Raw genomic sequence first — 15822 nt, forward strand, 5'->3', positions numbered from 1 at the left:
ATGGCGCGCGGCATCGTCTTCGTCGACGTGGACGGCACGCTCGTGCCCGGTGCCGCGTCGAGCGCCGTCCACATCGCGCACCGGCTCGGGCACGCGGCGGAGCTGCTCGAGGCCGAGGACCTCTGGGACCGCGGTCTGATCCCCGGGCCGGACGTGGAGCGGCTGGACGCGATCCGCTGGGCGGGAACGTCCGTCGCGCAGGTGCGCACGTGGCTGGCGGACCTGCCTCTCGTCGACGGCATCGCCGAGACCGTGGCGTGGTGCATCGAGCGGGACCTGCGGCCGGTGCTGGCGACGCTCGCGTGGCACGCCGTCGGCGACGAGCTGTGCGAGCGGTTCGGCTTCCTGCACGCCAGCGGGGCACGCGTCGGCCGCGTCGACGGCGTCTACACCGGCGAGGTGGAACTCTCGATCGACGAGCTCGGCAAGCTCGAGTACGCCGTGCGGACGGCGAAGGCGGCGGGGGTCTCGATGGCGGACTGCGTCGCGATCGGCGACGGACGCTCGGACGTGCCGCTGTTCGGGGCCGTGGGTCTGGCGGTCGGCTTCAACGCGAACGCGGCCGCGAGTGCGGCGGCCCACCGCACGGTCGTCGGCAGTGACCTGCGGGCGGTGGTCCCCGTCATCGAGGAGTGGCTCGACCGCTGACGAGCGACGCCGCGAGCGAGGTCAGGAGCGCCCGCTGGTCGGCATCCAGGCGTGCGGTGAGCTCGCCGATGGCGGCGCCGACCTCCGCCGCGCCCTGCTCGGTCCAGTCGCGGCCCAGGGGAGTGAGGGTGACGTGCACGGCGCGCCCGTCGTCGGGGGAGGGGGAGCGCTGCACGAGCCCGCGGCGCTCGGCGCGCGTGACCAGGCCCGTGACCGAGGACTTGTCGAGCCCGAGGTGCAGGCCGAGCTCGGCCATCCCGATCCTGCGGTCGCGGACGATGCCGAGCAGGCGCATCTGCACGACGGACAGCTCGCGCTCGGCGCCCACGGTCGCGAGGATCCGCTGGACGGCGAACGACAGCTGGACGAGTGCGTCGACGGTGGCATCGGGAGCTGTGCTCATGCAGGCACCCTACTTGACGTAGTACGTGTCGCGAACTACTTTGACAATTAGTTCGTCCCACGTACTACCGATGACCCGCGCTCGACGAGCGCGGGGGAGGAGAGCCGCATGCACGCCGCAGTCGTCCACTCGTTCGACGAGCTCCCGCGCTACGACACGATCGACGTGCCCGTGGCCCGGACGCCCGACGAGGTCGTCGTCGACGTCCTGGCCGCCGGCCTGCACCCGCGGGTCCGGTCCGGGGCCGACGGCACGCACTACACGTCCGAGGGCACGCTGCCGATGGTCCCGGGCGTCGACGGCGTCGGCCGCACGCCCGATGGTGGCCTCGTGTACTTCGTCGCCTCGGACGACGCGCCGGGCACGATGGCCGCGCGGGCACTCGTCGACCGTCGTCGCTCGATCACGCTGCCCGTCGACACCGACCCGGTCGCGGTCGCCGCGGCGATGAACCCCGGGATGTCGTCGTGGGTCGCGCTGCGTCGCCGCGTCGGCTTCCAGCCCGGGGGATCGGTGCTGGTGCTGGGCGCCACCGGCAACGCCGGTCAGCTCGCGGTCCAGATCGCCCGTCACCTGGGCGCCTCCCGCGTGATCGGGGCCGGCCGCGACGCGCAGCACCTCGAGCTCGTGGACGCTCTCGGGGCCGACGAGGTCGTCTCGCTGGACGGCGACGACGCCGGGGACCGTCTCGGGCGGGCCGCCGGGGACGTCGATGTCGTCGTTGACTACCTCTGGGGCCGCCCGACCGAGCAGGCCATGAAGGCGGTCCTGATGGCCAGGACGGACCGGTCCAGACCGCTCGCGTGGGTCCAGGTCGGGTCGATGGCCGGCCCGGAGATCGCCCTGCCGTCCTTCCTGCTGCGCGCCGCGAACCTCAGCGTCCTCGGCAGCGGCCAGGGCTCGGTCACCACGGCCGGGATCGTCGCCGAGCTGCCCGCGCTGGCCGCCCTCGTGGCGTCCGGCGTGCTCACCGTCGACGCGCTGGCCGTGCCGCTCGCCGACGTGGAGCACGCGTGGACCCGGCCGGTGCGCCCCGGTCAGCGCCTCGTCCTGGTGCCCTGACATCGGTCAGGATCGAAGAAGCGCGCCCATCTCGCCGTCGCTACGGTCGTGCTCGACGACGAACCGATGAAGGGAACCGCCATGACGACGACCAAGAGCAGCACCAAGACCGGGGCCGCGTTCACCGACGAGGAGCGCGCTGCCATGAAGGAGCGCGCCGCCGAGGCCAAGGCCGCGCGCACGGCGAGCGGCAAGAAGGCCGACGGCGACGCCGAGGTCCGCGCCAAGATCGCCGAGCTGCCCGACGAGGACCGCGAGCTGGCCGATCGGGTCCACGCCCTGATCACCGAGGCCGCACCCGACCTGACGCCGCGCACCTGGTACGGGATGCCCGCCTACGCCAAGGACGGCAAGGTCGTCGTGTTCTTCCAGCCTGCCTCGAAGTTCAAGGCGCGATACTCGACGCTCGGCTTCAACGACACCGCCAACCTCGACGACGGCTCGATGTGGCCGTCCGCGTACGCGCTGACGAAGCTGACGGCGTCCGACGAGAAGAAGCTCGTCGCGCTGGTCAAGCAGTCGGTGAGCTGACGTCGCGCGCCGCGAGGGAGTCGAGGTCGCGCACGGCGTAGCGGTGGTGCTCCCACTCCTCCTCGAGGATCACGTGAAGGCAGGACCGCGTGGTCTCGGGGTACTGGGGAGCCCACGGGTTCTTCCGGACGATCTCCAGGTCGGCCTCCGTGACGGTCGCGAGGAAGTCGCGGACCATGCCTTGATGCTCGCGCCGCACCTCGAGAATCTCGGCGTAGGTCGGCGGCTCCGTGACGAAGATCGACATGTCCAGCCCGTCGTCCGCCGCGCCGGCGTTCGCGAGGCCGAGCGGGTGGAACGGCTGCTCGATCCCCAGGATCGCGCGGCCCAACCACGTGTTCGTGGCCAGCACGAGGTGCCGCAGCGTCTGCGCGAACGACCACTCGCCGTCGACCTGCTCGTCGACCGTGCCCTCGGGCATCGCGTCCGCGCGAGCGACCGTCGCCGCCCAGGTGTCCTCGAGCACTGCCCACGCCGCGCGCAGCCCGTCCGCGTCGGGTGCGCGGCGCTGCGAGCGACCCGGGAAGCGCGCGTCGAGCTCGGCCTCGACGAACGGGATCACGTTCACGCCGTTGACCAGGAACGACTCGCCGTCGGGGAGCCAGGGCGCGTCGATGTCGGCGCCGTCCGCGTCGACGCCGCGCATCACGACGCCGGACAGGTCGCTGCCGATGAACCGGGCGCCGCGCAGGTTCGCGCCGACGAACCGGGTGCCTCGCAGGTCGCCCGTGCGCTCGGAGTCAGCCATGTCTGTCCTTCCTCGTGCCACTGCCTGCGTCGAACCTAGGCCGAGCCGCCGACGTGAACCAGCGGGGGGAGTCGCACCGCTCAGCGCCGGACCCACCGCGTCTCGCCCAGGCCGGTGTCCGGATCGCTCTGGTGCTCGTCGGTCGCGACGAAACGGTGTTTCGCGTAGAACCGCTGGGCGCGCAGGTTCGACGTGAAGACCCACAGGTGGGCCGGCGCGTCGCCGATGGCCGCTTCGAGGAGCTCGGCAGCCAGCCCGGAGCCGTGCTGGGACGCATCGACGTAGATCGAGGCCAGCTCGAGCGCCGGGAGGTCGCCTCGGGCGACGTCGGTGGACGCGGTGCTCGCCACGCCGACGACGTCGCCACGATGCCGCGCCAGCCAGACGACCCGGTCACCGACGATCCGGCTGTGCCATCGGGACGCACGCAGCTGCCACGCCGTCGCGTCGAGGTAGGCGTCCGGCACGGTCCCGCGGTACGTCTGGTCCCAGGAACGCGTCTGGAAGCGACCGATGTCCTCGGCGTCGGCGACCGTGGCCAGACGGAGCTCCACGACCACCTCGGAACCTTCCCACGTTACGCCGATAATGAACATTATGTCAGTTCACCGGAGAGGGCCCCGGAGCCAGGACCCCGCGAAGAACTCCCGAATGTTCGTCGCCGTCGATCGAGGCATCACCAACTCACCCCTCGGAGTCCGTACGGTGATCTTCGGACTCAGTCGACCACGAGGCTGTGGCCGCTGGTCGCAGTACGAGCGCGCGATCTCGACGAGCTTGTCCAGATCGGCGTGGACCTCGGCCTCGGACGATCCTTCGTTCAGATCGACGTACAGGAACCCGCCGACGGTCGCGACCATCTGCCACAGGTCACCGTTGGCTGCGACCTCGGCCCAGATCTCGGGCGCCTCCCGGCGCCAGATCCGCACGGACGCCACGGAGCCACGTTCGCCCTCGCGAGAGTCGAAACCGTCCAGGCGCGCGACCGCGGCCTTCAGGTACGCGAGGAGGCTCTCGCTCCCCTGCCATGCCTCCACGTGCGTTTCCCTTCAATTCGGCGAACCAAACTGTCGCGCACGGGCCACCGGTTTGACCAGCGGAACGACTCCCCCGACCGCTATGTTCTGGCCAAGCAGCACTCGCACTCGGGAACGGCGCCGCGATGATCGACAGCCCCCTGCAGGACGTCCGCCCACCACGCACTGCGCGCTTCGGCTCCGTCGTCATCACGACGATCGCCCTCGTCGCAGCGACAGCCGGCACGTTTGCGGTGACGTCCGCGGCGTCGCGACCGTCGGATGCCACGGAGCGCCCCGACGAGCCGGCGCGCGTCGCCACCCAGTACTGCTCCGGCGCCGATGCGGTGGCGTCCGGGGCGCTGGACGTCACCCGCGCCGCGCTCGAGTTCCGCCAGTCCCTGGCGGTGCCACTGGGCGCAACCGTCACGCATGGCTACTCAGCGGCGGATGCGGCGGCTCTCCAGGCCCACGGCGAGGCCACGATCTCCACGCTGTTCACGGACAGCGCCACACCATTCGAGCTGCAGCAGCTGTCGAGCGCCACGGCGTTCGATCCCGGAGCCGCCGCGACGTCGCGCGCCCTCGGCGGCGGCGTCGCGCGACTCGACTGCACGTCGACGAGCACCGACGCCGGCACCACGAGGATCGAGGCGTCCGCCGACACCTGGGCCACGACGGCTCAGGTCGGTCACGGTCGGGTGGCCTACGCACAGCCCACGGCCACAGTCCTGGTGCACGCGACGGTCGTGGTCGACCCTGCCACCGGGGCGCAGCGGATCGCGTCGCTCTCGACGCGCTTCGCCTCCGGAAGCGGTCCCTGATCCCTCAGTCGTCCCGGCACAGGCAGAACGGGTGCCCCGCCGGGTCGAGCAGCACGCGCACGTTCTCCTGCGGCTGGTGGTCGGCGAGCATCGCTCCGAGCGCCAACGCCTCGTCGACCGCCGACGCGAGATCGCCGACCTGGAAGTCGAGGTGCATCATCGGCCGCTGCTCACCCTCGACGGGCGGCCAGACCGGGCGGCGGTAGTCGGTCGCCTGCTGGAAGACCACATAGGTCGCTCCCCCGGGCGCCGCCAGGATCGCCGTGCCCGGCTCCTCGTGCCCGATGGGCCAGCCGACGAGCTCGGAGTAGAACCGCGCCAGCGCGGACGGGTCGGGCGCCTCGATGGCGGTCCCCCACCACATCCCGGGCATGCGTGATCTCATGCTCGGCATGCTCGCGCCTGGACCGGGTGCTGTCCAGCGCTCACCGCAGCGTCAGGACGTAGCGCTCCTCGATCCGCTCGGGGTCGCGCTGCAGCTCGTGGCGCTCCCCCGTTCGCGCGAAGCCGGCACGGACGTACAGGTCGCCGGCCGCGTGGTTGTCGTCGACCATCCACAGCGACACGGTCCGGGCGTCCTCGTCGACCGCTGCGAGGCGCACGGTGTCGAGAAGGCGCCAGCCGATCCCCTGCCGGCGCACCTCGGGCGCAACCCACAGCGCCACGACGTGCCGGTCGTCGGCGGGCGAACCGGGCTCGAGCAGCATCGAGACGATGCCGCGCGGCGTGCCGGTGCTGTCCAGTGCTACCCACGTGCTCACGGTGCGCACGCGCATGCGCCAGTGCGACTCCTTGAACATCTCCTCGCGCGCGAGGGACGAGCCGAAGACGGTCGGGTCCTCCCGCAGGGCGCGCAGCCGCACGTCGCGGACCACGGCCCAGTCGTCTTCCGCCACGCGTCTGATCAGCACCAGGACAGAATGCCGTATCCGGACGCCCCCGCAGGTCAGGACGGGGCGCCGTGTCCCTCTGGGTCGGGCTCCGCGCGGGCCGCGTCGGCGATCTCCTCCTCCGGGCGCGGTGGGATCGTCTCGTCGAACTCCAGCTCGGGGACCTCGTGCGGTTGCTCGCTCATGGTGTGCTCCTTCACAGCTCGATGGACTCGCCGGGGGCGAGCACGATGGGATCCCCGGCACCGCCGAGCGCGGTGACGAGGCGCAGGGTCAGCTGGCGCCCGGCGTCGGACAGCGGCGCGTCGTGGATGACGACCGCCCGGGACGGCGCGACGGCGCGCACGTAGTCGATCGCCTCGGAGACCTTCAGCCACGGGCCGGCGACCGGCGCGAGCAGCACGTCGACGGTGCCGGGATCCACCGAGACGAACGAGTCGCCGGGGTGCAGCACGCGCTCGACGAGGTAGCCCACGTTCTTGACCAGCGGGATGTCCGGGTGGATCTGCGCGTGCCACTCCCCCACGACCTCGACCTCGAAGCCGCCCGCCGTGACGGTGTCGCCACCCGCGACGGTGTGCAGCGACTCAGGCTCTGCACCGGCCGCCGACAGCGCCGCGAGGGCCTCGGCGGGCCCCCAGACGTGAGCGCCGGCCGCGACGGCCGCGGCGACGGGTCCGACGTCGAGGTGGTCGACGTGCTCGTGCGTGATGAGGATCGCGCGGCAGCCGGCGAGGGCCGACGCGGCGTCGGTGAAGACCCCGGGGTCGATCACGAGCACGTCGGAGCCGCGCTCGAGGCGGATGCAGGCGTGCGACCAGCGGGTCAGCGTCGTCGTCATGCCGCCAGTCTCCCCCGACGCGCCCCGGCGCGCTCCTCGTCGGCGTGAATCGGACGGGTGACGGAAACGGGTACGGTGACGTCCGTGCTGGTGCTCGGGGTGTGCAGTCTCAAGGGTGGCGTGGGCAAGACGTCGGTGACGCTGGGGCTCGCCTCGGCGGCGCTCGAACGCGGCCTGCGCACGTTGGTGATCGACCTGGACCCCCAGGGCGACTCGACGATGGCGCTCGGCGCCCGGCCCGAGCACGGCGACGTCGCCGACGTCCTCGCCGACGCCAACGAGCGCACCATCGCCGCGGCGACCGTCCTGAGCTCGTGGGCCGACGACGGCCTCGACGTCCTGGCCGGCTCCGAGCGCTCGGCGGTCCACGACCGCCTGCAGTCCACCGACGTCGACCGCCTGCGGTTCGCCCTGCCCTGGATCCGCGGCTACGACCTGGTCCTGATCGACTGCCCGCCCTCGCTCGGCAGCCTCACGCGCACCGGGCTGACGGCCTGCGACCGCGCGATCGTGGTCACGGAGCCCGGGCTGTTCGCCGTGATGGCCGTCGGCCGCGCGATGCGCACGATCGACGAGCTGCGCCGCGAGGCAGCCCCCTCCCTGCAGCCGCTCGGCATCGTGGTCAACCGCGTGCGCGCGCGCTCGGTCGAGCAGGCGTTCCGGCTCGAGGAGCTGGGCAACCTGTACGGGCCGCTCATCCTCCAGCCGTTCGTGCCCGAGCGTGCCGCGCTGCAGCAGGCCCAGGGTGCCGCGCAGCCCGTGCACGCGTGGCCCGGTGCGGCGGCGGCGGAGCTCGCGAAGACGTTCGACGGCCTGCTCGACCGCGCCTTGCGCGCGCCGCGTCGATAAGCAGGCACGCACGACGAAGGCCCCCGACCGAGGTCAGGGGCCTTCTCGAGAAGCTGTCAGCCGGCGGAGCGCGCCTGGCGACGCAGCGCGAGCTCGTCGTGCCCGGGCTCGACGGGTGCCTCGTCGTCCTCGGCGCGCTCGGTCGGCAGTGCCGCGAGCGAACCCTCGACCTCGCGCCACACGCGGCCGACCGCGATGCCGAACACGCCCTGCCCGCCCTGCACCAGGTCGATGACCTCGTCGGCGGAGGTGCACTCGTAGACCGACGCGCCGTCGGACATCAGGGTGATCTGCGCCAGGTCGTCGACACCGCGCTCGCGCAGGTGGCTGACGGCCGTGCGGATCTGCTGCAGCGACACGCCCGTGTCCAGCAGTCGCTTGACGACCTTGAGCACCAGGATGTCCCGGAAGCTGTACAGCCGCTGCGTGCCCGAGCCGGTGGCGGGGCGGATCGACGCCTCGACCAGGCCGGTGCGGGCCCAGTAGTCGAGCTGTCGGTAGGTGATGCCGGCTGCGCGGCAGGCCGTCGGCCCGCGGTAGCCGCTGGACGTGTCCAGGTCGGGAAGGTCGTCGTCGAACAGGAGGCCCTGTGCCCGCTGCGGGACGCCGGCGGTTGTCTCGGCGTTCTCGGTGGTGCTCACGGATCCTCCAGTCGTCGCGCGCGGCACGGGTGGTAGCGCGCGGCCAGTCCCCTGACCTTCCGCAACGCTAGGCCCGGCAGGGTGCTTCCGCAATGAGGCGCGCGGGCGTGTCGGCCCGGCGTGTCTCACCTTCGACCTGAAGGCGAAGGTTTAGGTCTCCTCGGGCTCCGCGCCCGTCTCGAAGTCCTCGGGCGTGACGTGGTCGAGGAACTCCCGGAACCGCTCCAGGTCCTGCTCGGACGTCGACGTACGCACCTCGATCCCGGCGACCGCGACCACCTCGGCCGAGCACAGGACCGGCACCCCGAATCGCAGCGCGAGCGCGATCGCGTCAGACGCGCGCGAGTCGACGCGACGGTCCCGCTGCAGCACGAGGTCCGCGTAGAAGACACCCTCGTCGAGCCGGGTGATCTCGACGTGGTCGAGCCCGTCGCCGGTGGCCACGATCACGTCCCGCAGCAGGTCGTGGGTCATGGGCCGGGGCGGCACGATGCCCGCCTGGGCGGACGCGATGGCCGACGCCTCGGCCGGTCCGATGAGGATCGGGACGAGCAGCTCGGCGTCCGCGTCGAGCAGCAGCACGACGATCTCGTCGGCGCTCAGGTGCTGCCTGACGCCGACGACCTCGACGGTCACGAGATCCGGATCCTCCCCCATCGGGCCAACCTACGACCCGGTCGGCGGCGGGGCCAGAGCGGACGCGCCGTCAGGGGGCGAGATCGGCGACCGAGGCGCGGACCAGGGCCGTGTGCATGCGCGCGCACAGCTCTCCCACCTCGGCGGCGAGGGTCCCGGCGTGCGCGCGCGACGAGGCGCTGCGCTGTCCGCGCAGCGGCGCGACGAGCTGCTCGACGAGGTCGACCTGCCGGTCGGCCGCGGCCCGGAACTGGCGCAGGTGCCGCACGTCGATGCCGTGCTCGGCCAGCGCCGCGGCCGACGAGGCCACGTCCCTGGCCCACGGGTCGAAGTAGCCGTTGTCGTTCGGGCGCAGCACGCCGGCAGCGACGAGCTCGGTGACGAGCTCCTCGGACACACCCGCCTCGGCTGCGAGGGCGGCCGCGGTCCAGCGACCGTTGGAGGACTGCCGCACACCGTCGCGCGTCGCCAGGCGGGCGGGCGAGGTCGGTTCGTCCTCCTCCCCCGCGTCGAGCGCGGCGAGGCGTTCGCCGATGACCTTCAGCGGCATGTACCGGTCGCGCTGCTGGCGCAGGACGAAGCGCAGCCGCTCGATGTCCGCGGGCGAGTACTGGCGGTAGCCAGCGGGCGTGCGGACCGGTTCGACCAGGCCCTGCTCCTCGAGGAAGCGCAGCTTGGAGGTGGTCACGGCCGGGAACTCGATCTCGAGCGCCGCCAGGACGTCGGAGATCCGCATCGTGGCGCGCCGGGAGATCCCCCGCGGCCAGGATTCGGCCTCGGCGTCGTTCGCGGTATCGACGTCCTCCGGGACGACAGGCTGCGACGCCCGCTGGGCCCGTGCGTTCGTCATGCGTCCGCGGACTCGCGGTGCGGGCTCGGGTGGAACGTCAGGCGGTACTTGCCGATCTGCACCTCGTCGCCCGAGCGCAGCACGGCCTCGTCGATGCGCGAGCGGTTGACGTACGTGCCGTTCAGGGAGCCGATGTCGCGGACCACGAAGCTGCGGCCCTCGCGGACGAACTCGGCGTGCTTGCGCGAGACCGTCACGTCGTCGAGGAAGATGTCCGCCCGCGTGGAGCGGCCCGCGGTCGTGCGCTCGGCGTCGAGGAGGAACCTGGCGCCCGCGCTCGGACCGCGCTGCATCACCAGGAGTGCCGAGGTCGGCGGCAGGGCGTGCACGGCGGCGACCTCGTCGGGCGTCAGGCCCACGGGGGCCCCGGCCTCGATCTCGACGGGCTCGACCTGACCGAACGTCATGGTCGTGTCGGCACCCGCCGGGCGCGGCGCCGGCGGACGCTGGGTCTGGAACTCCTCGGGCTCGACCGCGCCGGGAACCAGACCCTGTCCGTCGTCGCTCATCGAGTCTCCCGCCACTCACCTGCACGTCGAGTCGCCGGTGTCGCCGGCGTCAGGCACACCTTATGCGGACCTGCTGGGTGTGCGCAGCCCGCCCGGCGGTGTTCGCCCTGCGATCGCGCCGGAACAGATCAGACAGATCGGGATCAACCGGCCGCGGGCGGCACGGGGGTCGCGAACTGGGGGTCCGGCAGCGTGCGCACCGAGCGGATCTCGAGCTTGGTGCGCCGCTGCAGGTCGCCCTCGCCGCCGTTGCCCCGGACCGCCGCGAGTGCACCGCCGGGGATCTGCAGCGCGGTCGCGATCGTGTCCGGGTCCCCGATCGCGGTCCACGTGAACGGGGCCGTGAGGACCACCCCGTCGAGCGTCACGGCGCCGGGGATGCCGGCGAACGCGCTGCTCGCGGTGATCCGGTGGCCGTTGAGGTCGATCGCCTCGGCGCCCGCGTTGCGCAGCTCCTCGAGCATGTTGAGCATCGTCACGGGCTTGATCTGGCCGTTCGGCTCGGTGAGCGTCGCGATCACGCCCGGGCCCTCAGCCGGCAGCCGGCCCGTGAGGATGCCCTGGGTCTCGGCGCTGCGACGCAGGGCGTCGAGCGCGGCCTGGCGCTTGTCCGAGCCCGACATCAGCTCGTCGCGCTCGCCGCGCAGGTCGTTGACCTCGGTCGCCAGTGCGTCACCGCGCGACGTCGTCTCGTCGAGGATCCGCACGAGGTCGGCCTGGCTGAGACCGGACAGGCTCGCCTCGTTGTTCTGCCGGACCTGGACGACCAGCGCGAAGCCGAGTGCCGCGCACAGCAGGCCCGCGAGGATCTGGCCGCGCGACGCGCGGAACCGCAGGGCGGTGCGCAGGGTGGCCCACCCTGTCGACGGTCTTGCTGGAGGCGTGGGCTCGGTCACGTCAGGCCTTGAACAGGTGGCGACGGATCGAGGCCGCGTTGGAGAAGATCCGGATGCCGAGCACGACGACGACGGCCGTCGACAGCTGCGTGCCGACGCCGAGCTGGTCGCCGAGGAACACGATGAGTGCCGCGACGACGACGTTCGACAGGAACGAGGTGAGGAACACCCGGTCGTCGAAGATCCCGTCCAGCATCGCCCGCAAGCCGCCGAACAGGGCGTCCAGCGCGGCCACGACGGCGATCGGCAGGTAGGGCTGGAGCTCGAGGGGCACGGTGGGCTGCAGCAGCAGCCCGGCGACGACACCCACGACGAGGCCGATCACGGCGATCACTGGCCACCCCCTCCTGCTCGACCCGCCGACCCTGCCACACCCGCGCCACCCGACGAAACCGGGTCGCTCGGCGCGTCGCTCGCGGGTACGGGAAGCCGTGAGTCCTCGGGCACGCTGGCCGATCGGAGCGCGGTGAGGCCGGCACCCGGCAGCTCGAGACGGCGCTCGGAGGACATGTCCACGCCGATGCCGTACGTCGCGCGCAACGTCGCCAGGAGCTGGCCGGTCGACGTCCGTGCGAGCTCGGTCTGCATCTGCACCGAGTCGCCGATCGCCTCGACCGTGTACGGGCTGCTGAGCGCGACGAGGTCGACGAGCACGGCGCTGCCTGCGCTGCGGATCGCGGTCATCGACGTCAGGCGCTGCCCGTTGATCGCGATCGCCTCGGCGCCCGCCTCCCACAGCCCGTTGACCAGCACCTGCAGGTCGATGTCCTGGACGCGGTTGTCCGGGTCCTCGGCATCGGGGTTGTCGCTCTTCGCGTCGGTCAGCACGACACGCAGCCCGGGGCCGTCTGCGGCGAGCGAACCCGCCTCGACGGCGCCGGCGGTCAGGGCGGACTGCAGCGGCTCGTCGGCCGAGCCGAGCGCGCTGGACTGCATCGTCGCGATCTCGTCGCTGAGCGCCAGTGCCTGCTGCTGCAGCTCGGCTGCCTCGTCGCCGCGCTCGGTGATCTGGGACTCGAGCACGCGGCGCGCCTCGCTCACCTGCCCGACCGGCTGGCGCAGGGCAGCCGTCGCGGCCGCGGTGCCGAGCCCCAGCAGGACCGCCAGCACGACGAGCCCCACGAGCCCGATCCGTCGCCGCGGCGGGGCGTCGCCGGCCGCCCGCCGCTCGGCGGCCAGCGCGTACCCGGGGTCGAGCGGGCGGCGGTAGAACTCGGTGAGCAGCGTCATCGACGCGTCCGGTCGACGGTCCACCTGGACGTCGCCGGCCCCGTCGGCGTGCCGGCTCGTCATGCGGACCGGGGCGCGGGGCGCAGCAGGCGGCGCGCCTGCTCGAGGTAGAGGAAGCCGGCGAACCAGTACAGGCCCACGCCCCACAGCGCGAACGCCCAGCCGGCGACCTGCGCGACCGTCCCCAGCACCGAGTCCCACTCGGACAGCAGCAGCAGGGGGAAGGCGTAGAGCAGCGCGAAGGTGCCGGCCTTCCCGGCCAGGTGCACCGGCAGCGGCGGGTACCCGGCCCGCCCGAGCACGAGGAGCATGATGCCGAGCACCACGTCGCGCGCGACCAGGACCAGGAGCAGCCACAGCGGCACGATCTCGCGCCAGGCGAGGCCGACGAGCGTCACGAGGATGAACAGGCGGTCGGCGGCCGGGTCGAGCAGCTGCCCGAGCCGCGACACCTGGTGCAGGCGCCGGGCGAGCACGCCGTCGAGCCAGTCGCTCGCGCCCGACGCCGCCAGGACGAGGACCGCCCAGCCGTCGTGCTCGGTCGCGATGAGCACCGCGAAGACCGGGACGAGCAGCAGCCGCGCGAAGCTGATCGCGTTGGGGACGGTGAGCACGCGGTTGCTGACCAGCTCGCTGCTCACCCGCGTGTCCTCCTGATCGTCGCCCGGTCCTCCCCCACGAGGGCCAGGACCGGGTCGATCCTACGGTACCGTCGGTGACCGCTCGGTGCCGGCGCCACGCACGCGGGCGTCGCGCGTGCGAGGCTGCGGGGATGGCACACGAGAACGACACGGACACGATCCGCCGCCTGCTCACGACGCCCGGCAGGTGGGCGGTCGTCGGGCTCTCGACCAACACCGACCGCGCCGCGTACGGCGTCGCGCGGTTCGTGCAGCGCCTCGGCCACGAGATCGTCCCGGTGCACCCCGCGGCGGCGGACGTGCACGGCGCGACGGGCTACGCGACGCTCTCCGACGTCCCGGACCAGGTCGACGTCGTCGACGTGTTCGTGAACTCGGCGCTCGCCGGGGCCGTCGTCGACGAGGCGATCGCGATCGGCGCCAAGGCCGTCTGGCTGCAGCTCGGCGTCGTCGACGAGGACGCCGCGCAGCGCGCACGCGCCGCCGGGCTGGACGTCGTCATGGACGCCTGCCCCGCGATCGAGGCGCCGCGGCTGGGCCTCGCCTAGCACGCTGTGCCTGACGTCACCCTGCCTTTTCCCCCACGGGCGGGTGCCCGCCGCGTAGACTCTCACCCGAACTTGGAGTTCGTCGCGTCCCCCGTCGAGACACCGGCCCGTTGAATCGGGCCCAGGATGTCGTGTGGTCGAGGCACCGGTCAGACCGGTAGCCGATGGGTGGTCTGGGGTTGCGACCCGCCGCGCATCAATCCGATGCCGGTCAGGGCTCCGCCCCGTGATGATCGGTTTCCCATACCCATGAGCTCTGTCCTGCCCGCATCCTTCTCCGACCTCGGCATGCCCGCCGCCCTCGAGCGCGCGATCGCCGACCTCGGCTTCGAGACCCCGTCCGCCATCCAGGCCCAGGCCGTCCCGGCCCTGCTCGACGGCCGCGACATCGTCGGCGTCGCCCAGACCGGCACCGGCAAGACCGCCGCGTTCGGCCTCCCGCTGCTCGCCGCCGTCGACCCGCAGCTCGGCGCCGTCCAGGCCGTCGTCCTGACCCCGACCCGCGAGCTCGCGATGCAGGTCGCGGACGCGATCCAGTCCTTCGCGACGCACCTGCCCGGCCTCACGGTCGTCCCCGTCTACGGCGGCTCGCCGTTCCTCCCCCAGCAGCGCGCCCTCCAGCGCGGTGCCCAGGTCGTCGTCGGCACCCCCGGCCGCGTCATCGACCACCTCGAGCGTCGCACGCTGGTCATGGACCAGGTGCGGTTCCTCGTGCTCGACGAGGCCGACGAGATGCTGCGCATGGGCTTCGCCGAGGACGTCGACAAGATCCTGTCGCGCGCGCCGCAGCAGCGTCAGGTCGCGCTGTTCTCCGCCACGATGCCGACGGCCATCCGTCGCGTCGCCGAGACGCACCTGAACAACCCCGTCGAGATCACCGTCGCCCGCCAGTCGTCGACCGTCACCTCGGTGCGCCAGACGTACGCCGTGGTGCCGTTCCGCCACAAGGTGGGCGCACTGTCCCGCGTGCTCGCGGTCCGCAAGGCCGACGCGGCCATCGTCTTCGTCCGTACCCGTGGTGCGGCCGAGGAGGTCGGCTCCGCGCTCATCGAGAAGGGCATCTCCGCCGCCTACATCTCCGGTGACGTGGCCCAGGGCGACCGCGAGAAGATCGTCGACCGCCTGCGTTCGGGTGCGCTCGACGTGCTCGTCGCGACCGACGTCGCCGCGCGCGGCCTGGACGTCGACCGCATCGGCCTCGTCGTGAACTTCGACGTGCCGCGCGAGCCCGAGACCTACGTGCACCGCATCGGCCGCACGGGCCGCGCCGGCCGCGAGGGCGAGGCGCTCTCGTTCGTCACGCCGTCCGAGCAGAGCCGCCTGCGCCAGATCGAGCGCACCACGCGGGTCAACCTCGAGCAGATCTCCATCCCCTCGCCGGCCGACGTCTCGGCGCACCGCGTCCAGGCGATGCTCGGCCGGGCGCAGGAGCGCGCCGCCGCCGGCCGCCTGGACCTGTACCGCGAGGCCATCGCGGTCTACCTGGCGCAGAACTCCGACGTCGACCCGATCGACCTGCTCGCAACGCTGACGGCGCTGGCCGTGGGCGACGAGGGCCCGGGCGTGAAGGACGACATGGACGACGAGCTCGACCGTGCCCGCCTGGCACCCGCCTCCGCCGACCGCGGTGACCGCGGCGAGCGGGGCGAGCGTCGTCGCCCGAGCACCCACATCGCGGGCGGCCCTGCCCGCTGGCGCGTGGCCGTCGGCCACCGTGACGGTGTCCAGCCTGGCGCGCTCGTCGGCGCGCTGACCGGCGAGGGTGGCCTGACCGGCAAGGACGTCGGCAAGATCGACATCTTCGGCAGCTTCTCGCTCGTCGACATCCCCGGCGGCCTGACCGCCGAGGCCATGGACCGCCTGTCGCGCACGCGCGTCGCCGGCCGCCCGCTGCGCATCCGCCAGGACAGCGGTCCGCGCACCGACGGTCCTCGCAACGACGGCCCGCGCCACGAGTCCTCGCGCCCGGGGCACTACGCGTCGCGCCCGACGCACGGCCCGCGCGGCCGCGCCTGAGCCGAGCGCTTCGCGGAGCCCCGCCACCCCCTGGGGGTGGCGG

General features: G+C 72.8%; 23 protein-coding genes. 7 read left to right on the plus strand and 16 right to left on the minus strand.

Annotated elements, in window-relative coordinates; genetic code table 11:
* The gene (locus D1825_RS09835; RefSeq protein WP_118767243.1) at positions 1-648 is read left to right on the plus strand and encodes an HAD family hydrolase; all 648 of its coding nucleotides are present in this window, start codon (positions 1-3) and stop codon (positions 646-648) included.
* Here D1825_RS09835 and D1825_RS09840 read toward each other — a convergent pair.
* Entirely contained in the window at positions 623-1051 is a 429-nt protein-coding gene (locus D1825_RS09840) for a MarR family winged helix-turn-helix transcriptional regulator (RefSeq protein WP_118767244.1), read from the minus strand. The two genes, D1825_RS09835 and D1825_RS09840, sit on opposite strands and share 26 nt — an antisense overlap.
* Positions 1052-1159: 108 nt before the next feature.
* On the opposite strand from D1825_RS09840, the gene D1825_RS09845 reads away from it, so the two are divergent.
* Together D1825_RS09845 and D1825_RS09850 are read left to right on the plus strand one after the other, a co-directional pair.
* A complete protein-coding gene (locus D1825_RS09845) occupies positions 1160-2113 on the plus strand; it encodes a quinone oxidoreductase family protein (protein ID WP_118767245.1) in 954 nt (317 codons plus the stop codon).
* An 81-nt stretch (positions 2114-2194) separates the two neighbouring features.
* Entirely contained in the window at positions 2195-2644 is a 450-nt protein-coding gene (locus tag D1825_RS09850; RefSeq protein WP_118767264.1) for an iron chaperone, read from the plus strand.
* On the opposite strand, the gene D1825_RS09855 is transcribed toward D1825_RS09850, so the two are convergent.
* The 3 genes from D1825_RS09855 to D1825_RS09865 form a co-directional block, all read right to left on the minus strand.
* Positions 2625-3392, minus strand: coding sequence for a DinB family protein (locus D1825_RS09855; RefSeq protein WP_118767246.1), 768 nt, complete (start codon positions 3390-3392; stop codon positions 2625-2627). The two genes, D1825_RS09850 and D1825_RS09855, sit on opposite strands and share 20 nt — an antisense overlap.
* 80 nt (positions 3393-3472) lie before the next feature.
* Complete coding sequence (locus D1825_RS09860; RefSeq protein WP_233549799.1) at positions 3473-3952, minus strand: GNAT family N-acetyltransferase; 480 nt, start codon at positions 3950-3952, stop codon at positions 3473-3475.
* A 45-nt stretch (positions 3953-3997) separates the two neighbouring features.
* Positions 3998-4429, minus strand: a complete 432-nt coding sequence (locus tag D1825_RS09865) for a hypothetical protein (RefSeq protein ID WP_118767248.1) — start codon at positions 4427-4429, stop codon at positions 3998-4000.
* Positions 4430-4554: 125 nt separating this feature from the next.
* Between D1825_RS09865 and D1825_RS09870 the strand changes: the two genes are divergently transcribed.
* A complete protein-coding gene (locus tag D1825_RS09870) occupies positions 4555-5232 on the plus strand; it encodes a hypothetical protein (protein ID WP_118767249.1) in 678 nt (225 codons plus the stop codon).
* Positions 5233-5236: 4 nt separating this feature from the next.
* On the opposite strand, the gene D1825_RS09875 is transcribed toward D1825_RS09870, so the two are convergent.
* Genes D1825_RS09875 through D1825_RS09885 form a run of 4 tightly spaced genes read right to left on the minus strand, consistent with a single transcriptional unit; the run spans position 5237 to position 6963 of the window.
* Positions 5237-5617: a VOC family protein gene (locus D1825_RS09875; protein ID WP_233549801.1), complete on the minus strand. Its 381-nt coding sequence runs from the start codon at positions 5615-5617 to the stop codon at positions 5237-5239.
* A 40-nt stretch (positions 5618-5657) separates the two neighbouring features.
* Positions 5658-6143, minus strand: a complete 486-nt coding sequence (locus D1825_RS09880; protein ID WP_118767250.1) for a GNAT family N-acetyltransferase — start codon at positions 6141-6143, stop codon at positions 5658-5660.
* Between the two features lie 35 nt (positions 6144-6178).
* Positions 6179-6307, minus strand: a complete 129-nt coding sequence (locus D1825_RS18730; protein WP_267897569.1) for a hypothetical protein — start codon at positions 6305-6307, stop codon at positions 6179-6181.
* An 11-nt stretch (positions 6308-6318) separates the two neighbouring features.
* Positions 6319-6963 (minus strand): MBL fold metallo-hydrolase, encoded by a 645-nt coding sequence (locus D1825_RS09885; RefSeq protein ID WP_118767251.1) that lies wholly within the window; start codon positions 6961-6963, stop codon positions 6319-6321.
* 84 nt (positions 6964-7047) lie between these two features.
* Here D1825_RS09885 and D1825_RS09890 point away from each other — a divergent pair, with 84 nt between their 5' ends.
* Positions 7048-7812, plus strand: coding sequence for a ParA family protein (locus D1825_RS09890; protein WP_199721557.1), 765 nt, complete (start codon positions 7048-7050; stop codon positions 7810-7812).
* Positions 7813-7868: 56 nt separating this feature from the next.
* Here the strand turns inward: D1825_RS09890 and D1825_RS09895 are convergent, their stop codons facing one another.
* The 8 genes from D1825_RS09895 to D1825_RS09930 all read right to left on the minus strand — a co-directional run bounded on the left by D1825_RS09895 (position 7869) and on the right by D1825_RS09930 (position 13215).
* Entirely contained in the window at positions 7869-8453 is a 585-nt protein-coding gene (locus D1825_RS09895; RefSeq protein ID WP_118767253.1) for a MerR family transcriptional regulator, read from the minus strand.
* A gap of 150 nt (positions 8454-8603) precedes the next feature.
* Entirely contained in the window at positions 8604-9110 is a 507-nt protein-coding gene (locus D1825_RS09900) for a bifunctional nuclease family protein (protein WP_118767254.1), read from the minus strand.
* A gap of 49 nt (positions 9111-9159) precedes the next feature.
* Complete coding sequence (ftsR, locus tag D1825_RS09905; RefSeq protein ID WP_118767255.1) at positions 9160-9939, minus strand: transcriptional regulator FtsR; 780 nt, start codon at positions 9937-9939, stop codon at positions 9160-9162.
* The gene (locus D1825_RS09910; protein ID WP_199721558.1) at positions 9936-10346 is read right to left on the minus strand and encodes an FHA domain-containing protein; all 411 of its coding nucleotides are present in this window, start codon (positions 10344-10346) and stop codon (positions 9936-9938) included. The genes ftsR and D1825_RS09910 overlap by 4 nt, the downstream gene beginning before the upstream one ends.
* A 245-nt stretch (positions 10347-10591) precedes the next feature.
* A complete protein-coding gene (locus D1825_RS09915; RefSeq protein ID WP_118767256.1) occupies positions 10592-11344 on the minus strand; it encodes a DUF881 domain-containing protein in 753 nt (250 codons plus the stop codon).
* 1 nt (position 11345) lies between these two features.
* Complete coding sequence (locus D1825_RS09920; RefSeq protein WP_118767257.1) at positions 11346-11678, minus strand: small basic family protein; 333 nt, start codon at positions 11676-11678, stop codon at positions 11346-11348.
* Positions 11675-12637: a DUF881 domain-containing protein gene (locus tag D1825_RS09925; RefSeq protein ID WP_118767258.1), complete on the minus strand. Its 963-nt coding sequence runs from the start codon at positions 12635-12637 to the stop codon at positions 11675-11677. The genes D1825_RS09920 and D1825_RS09925 overlap by 4 nt, the downstream gene beginning before the upstream one ends.
* Positions 12634-13215, minus strand: coding sequence for a CDP-alcohol phosphatidyltransferase family protein (locus D1825_RS09930; protein WP_233549803.1), 582 nt, complete (start codon positions 13213-13215; stop codon positions 12634-12636). Before D1825_RS09930 ends, D1825_RS09925 begins: the two co-directional genes overlap by 4 nt.
* A 131-nt stretch (positions 13216-13346) precedes the next feature.
* Here D1825_RS09930 and D1825_RS09935 point away from each other — a divergent pair, with 131 nt between their 5' ends.
* Both D1825_RS09935 and D1825_RS09940 read left to right on the plus strand, forming a co-directional pair.
* Positions 13347-13763, plus strand: coding sequence for a CoA-binding protein (locus tag D1825_RS09935; protein WP_118767259.1), 417 nt, complete (start codon positions 13347-13349; stop codon positions 13761-13763).
* A gap of 249 nt (positions 13764-14012) precedes the next feature.
* Entirely contained in the window at positions 14013-15779 is a 1767-nt protein-coding gene (locus tag D1825_RS09940) for a DEAD/DEAH box helicase (RefSeq protein ID WP_118767260.1), read from the plus strand.
* Positions 15780-15822 lie beyond the last annotated feature (43 nt).

The sequence above is a fragment of the Cellulomonas rhizosphaerae genome (genome assembly GCF_003470205.1).
Lineage (GTDB): Bacteria > Actinomycetota > Actinomycetes > Actinomycetales > Cellulomonadaceae > Cellulomonas > Cellulomonas rhizosphaerae.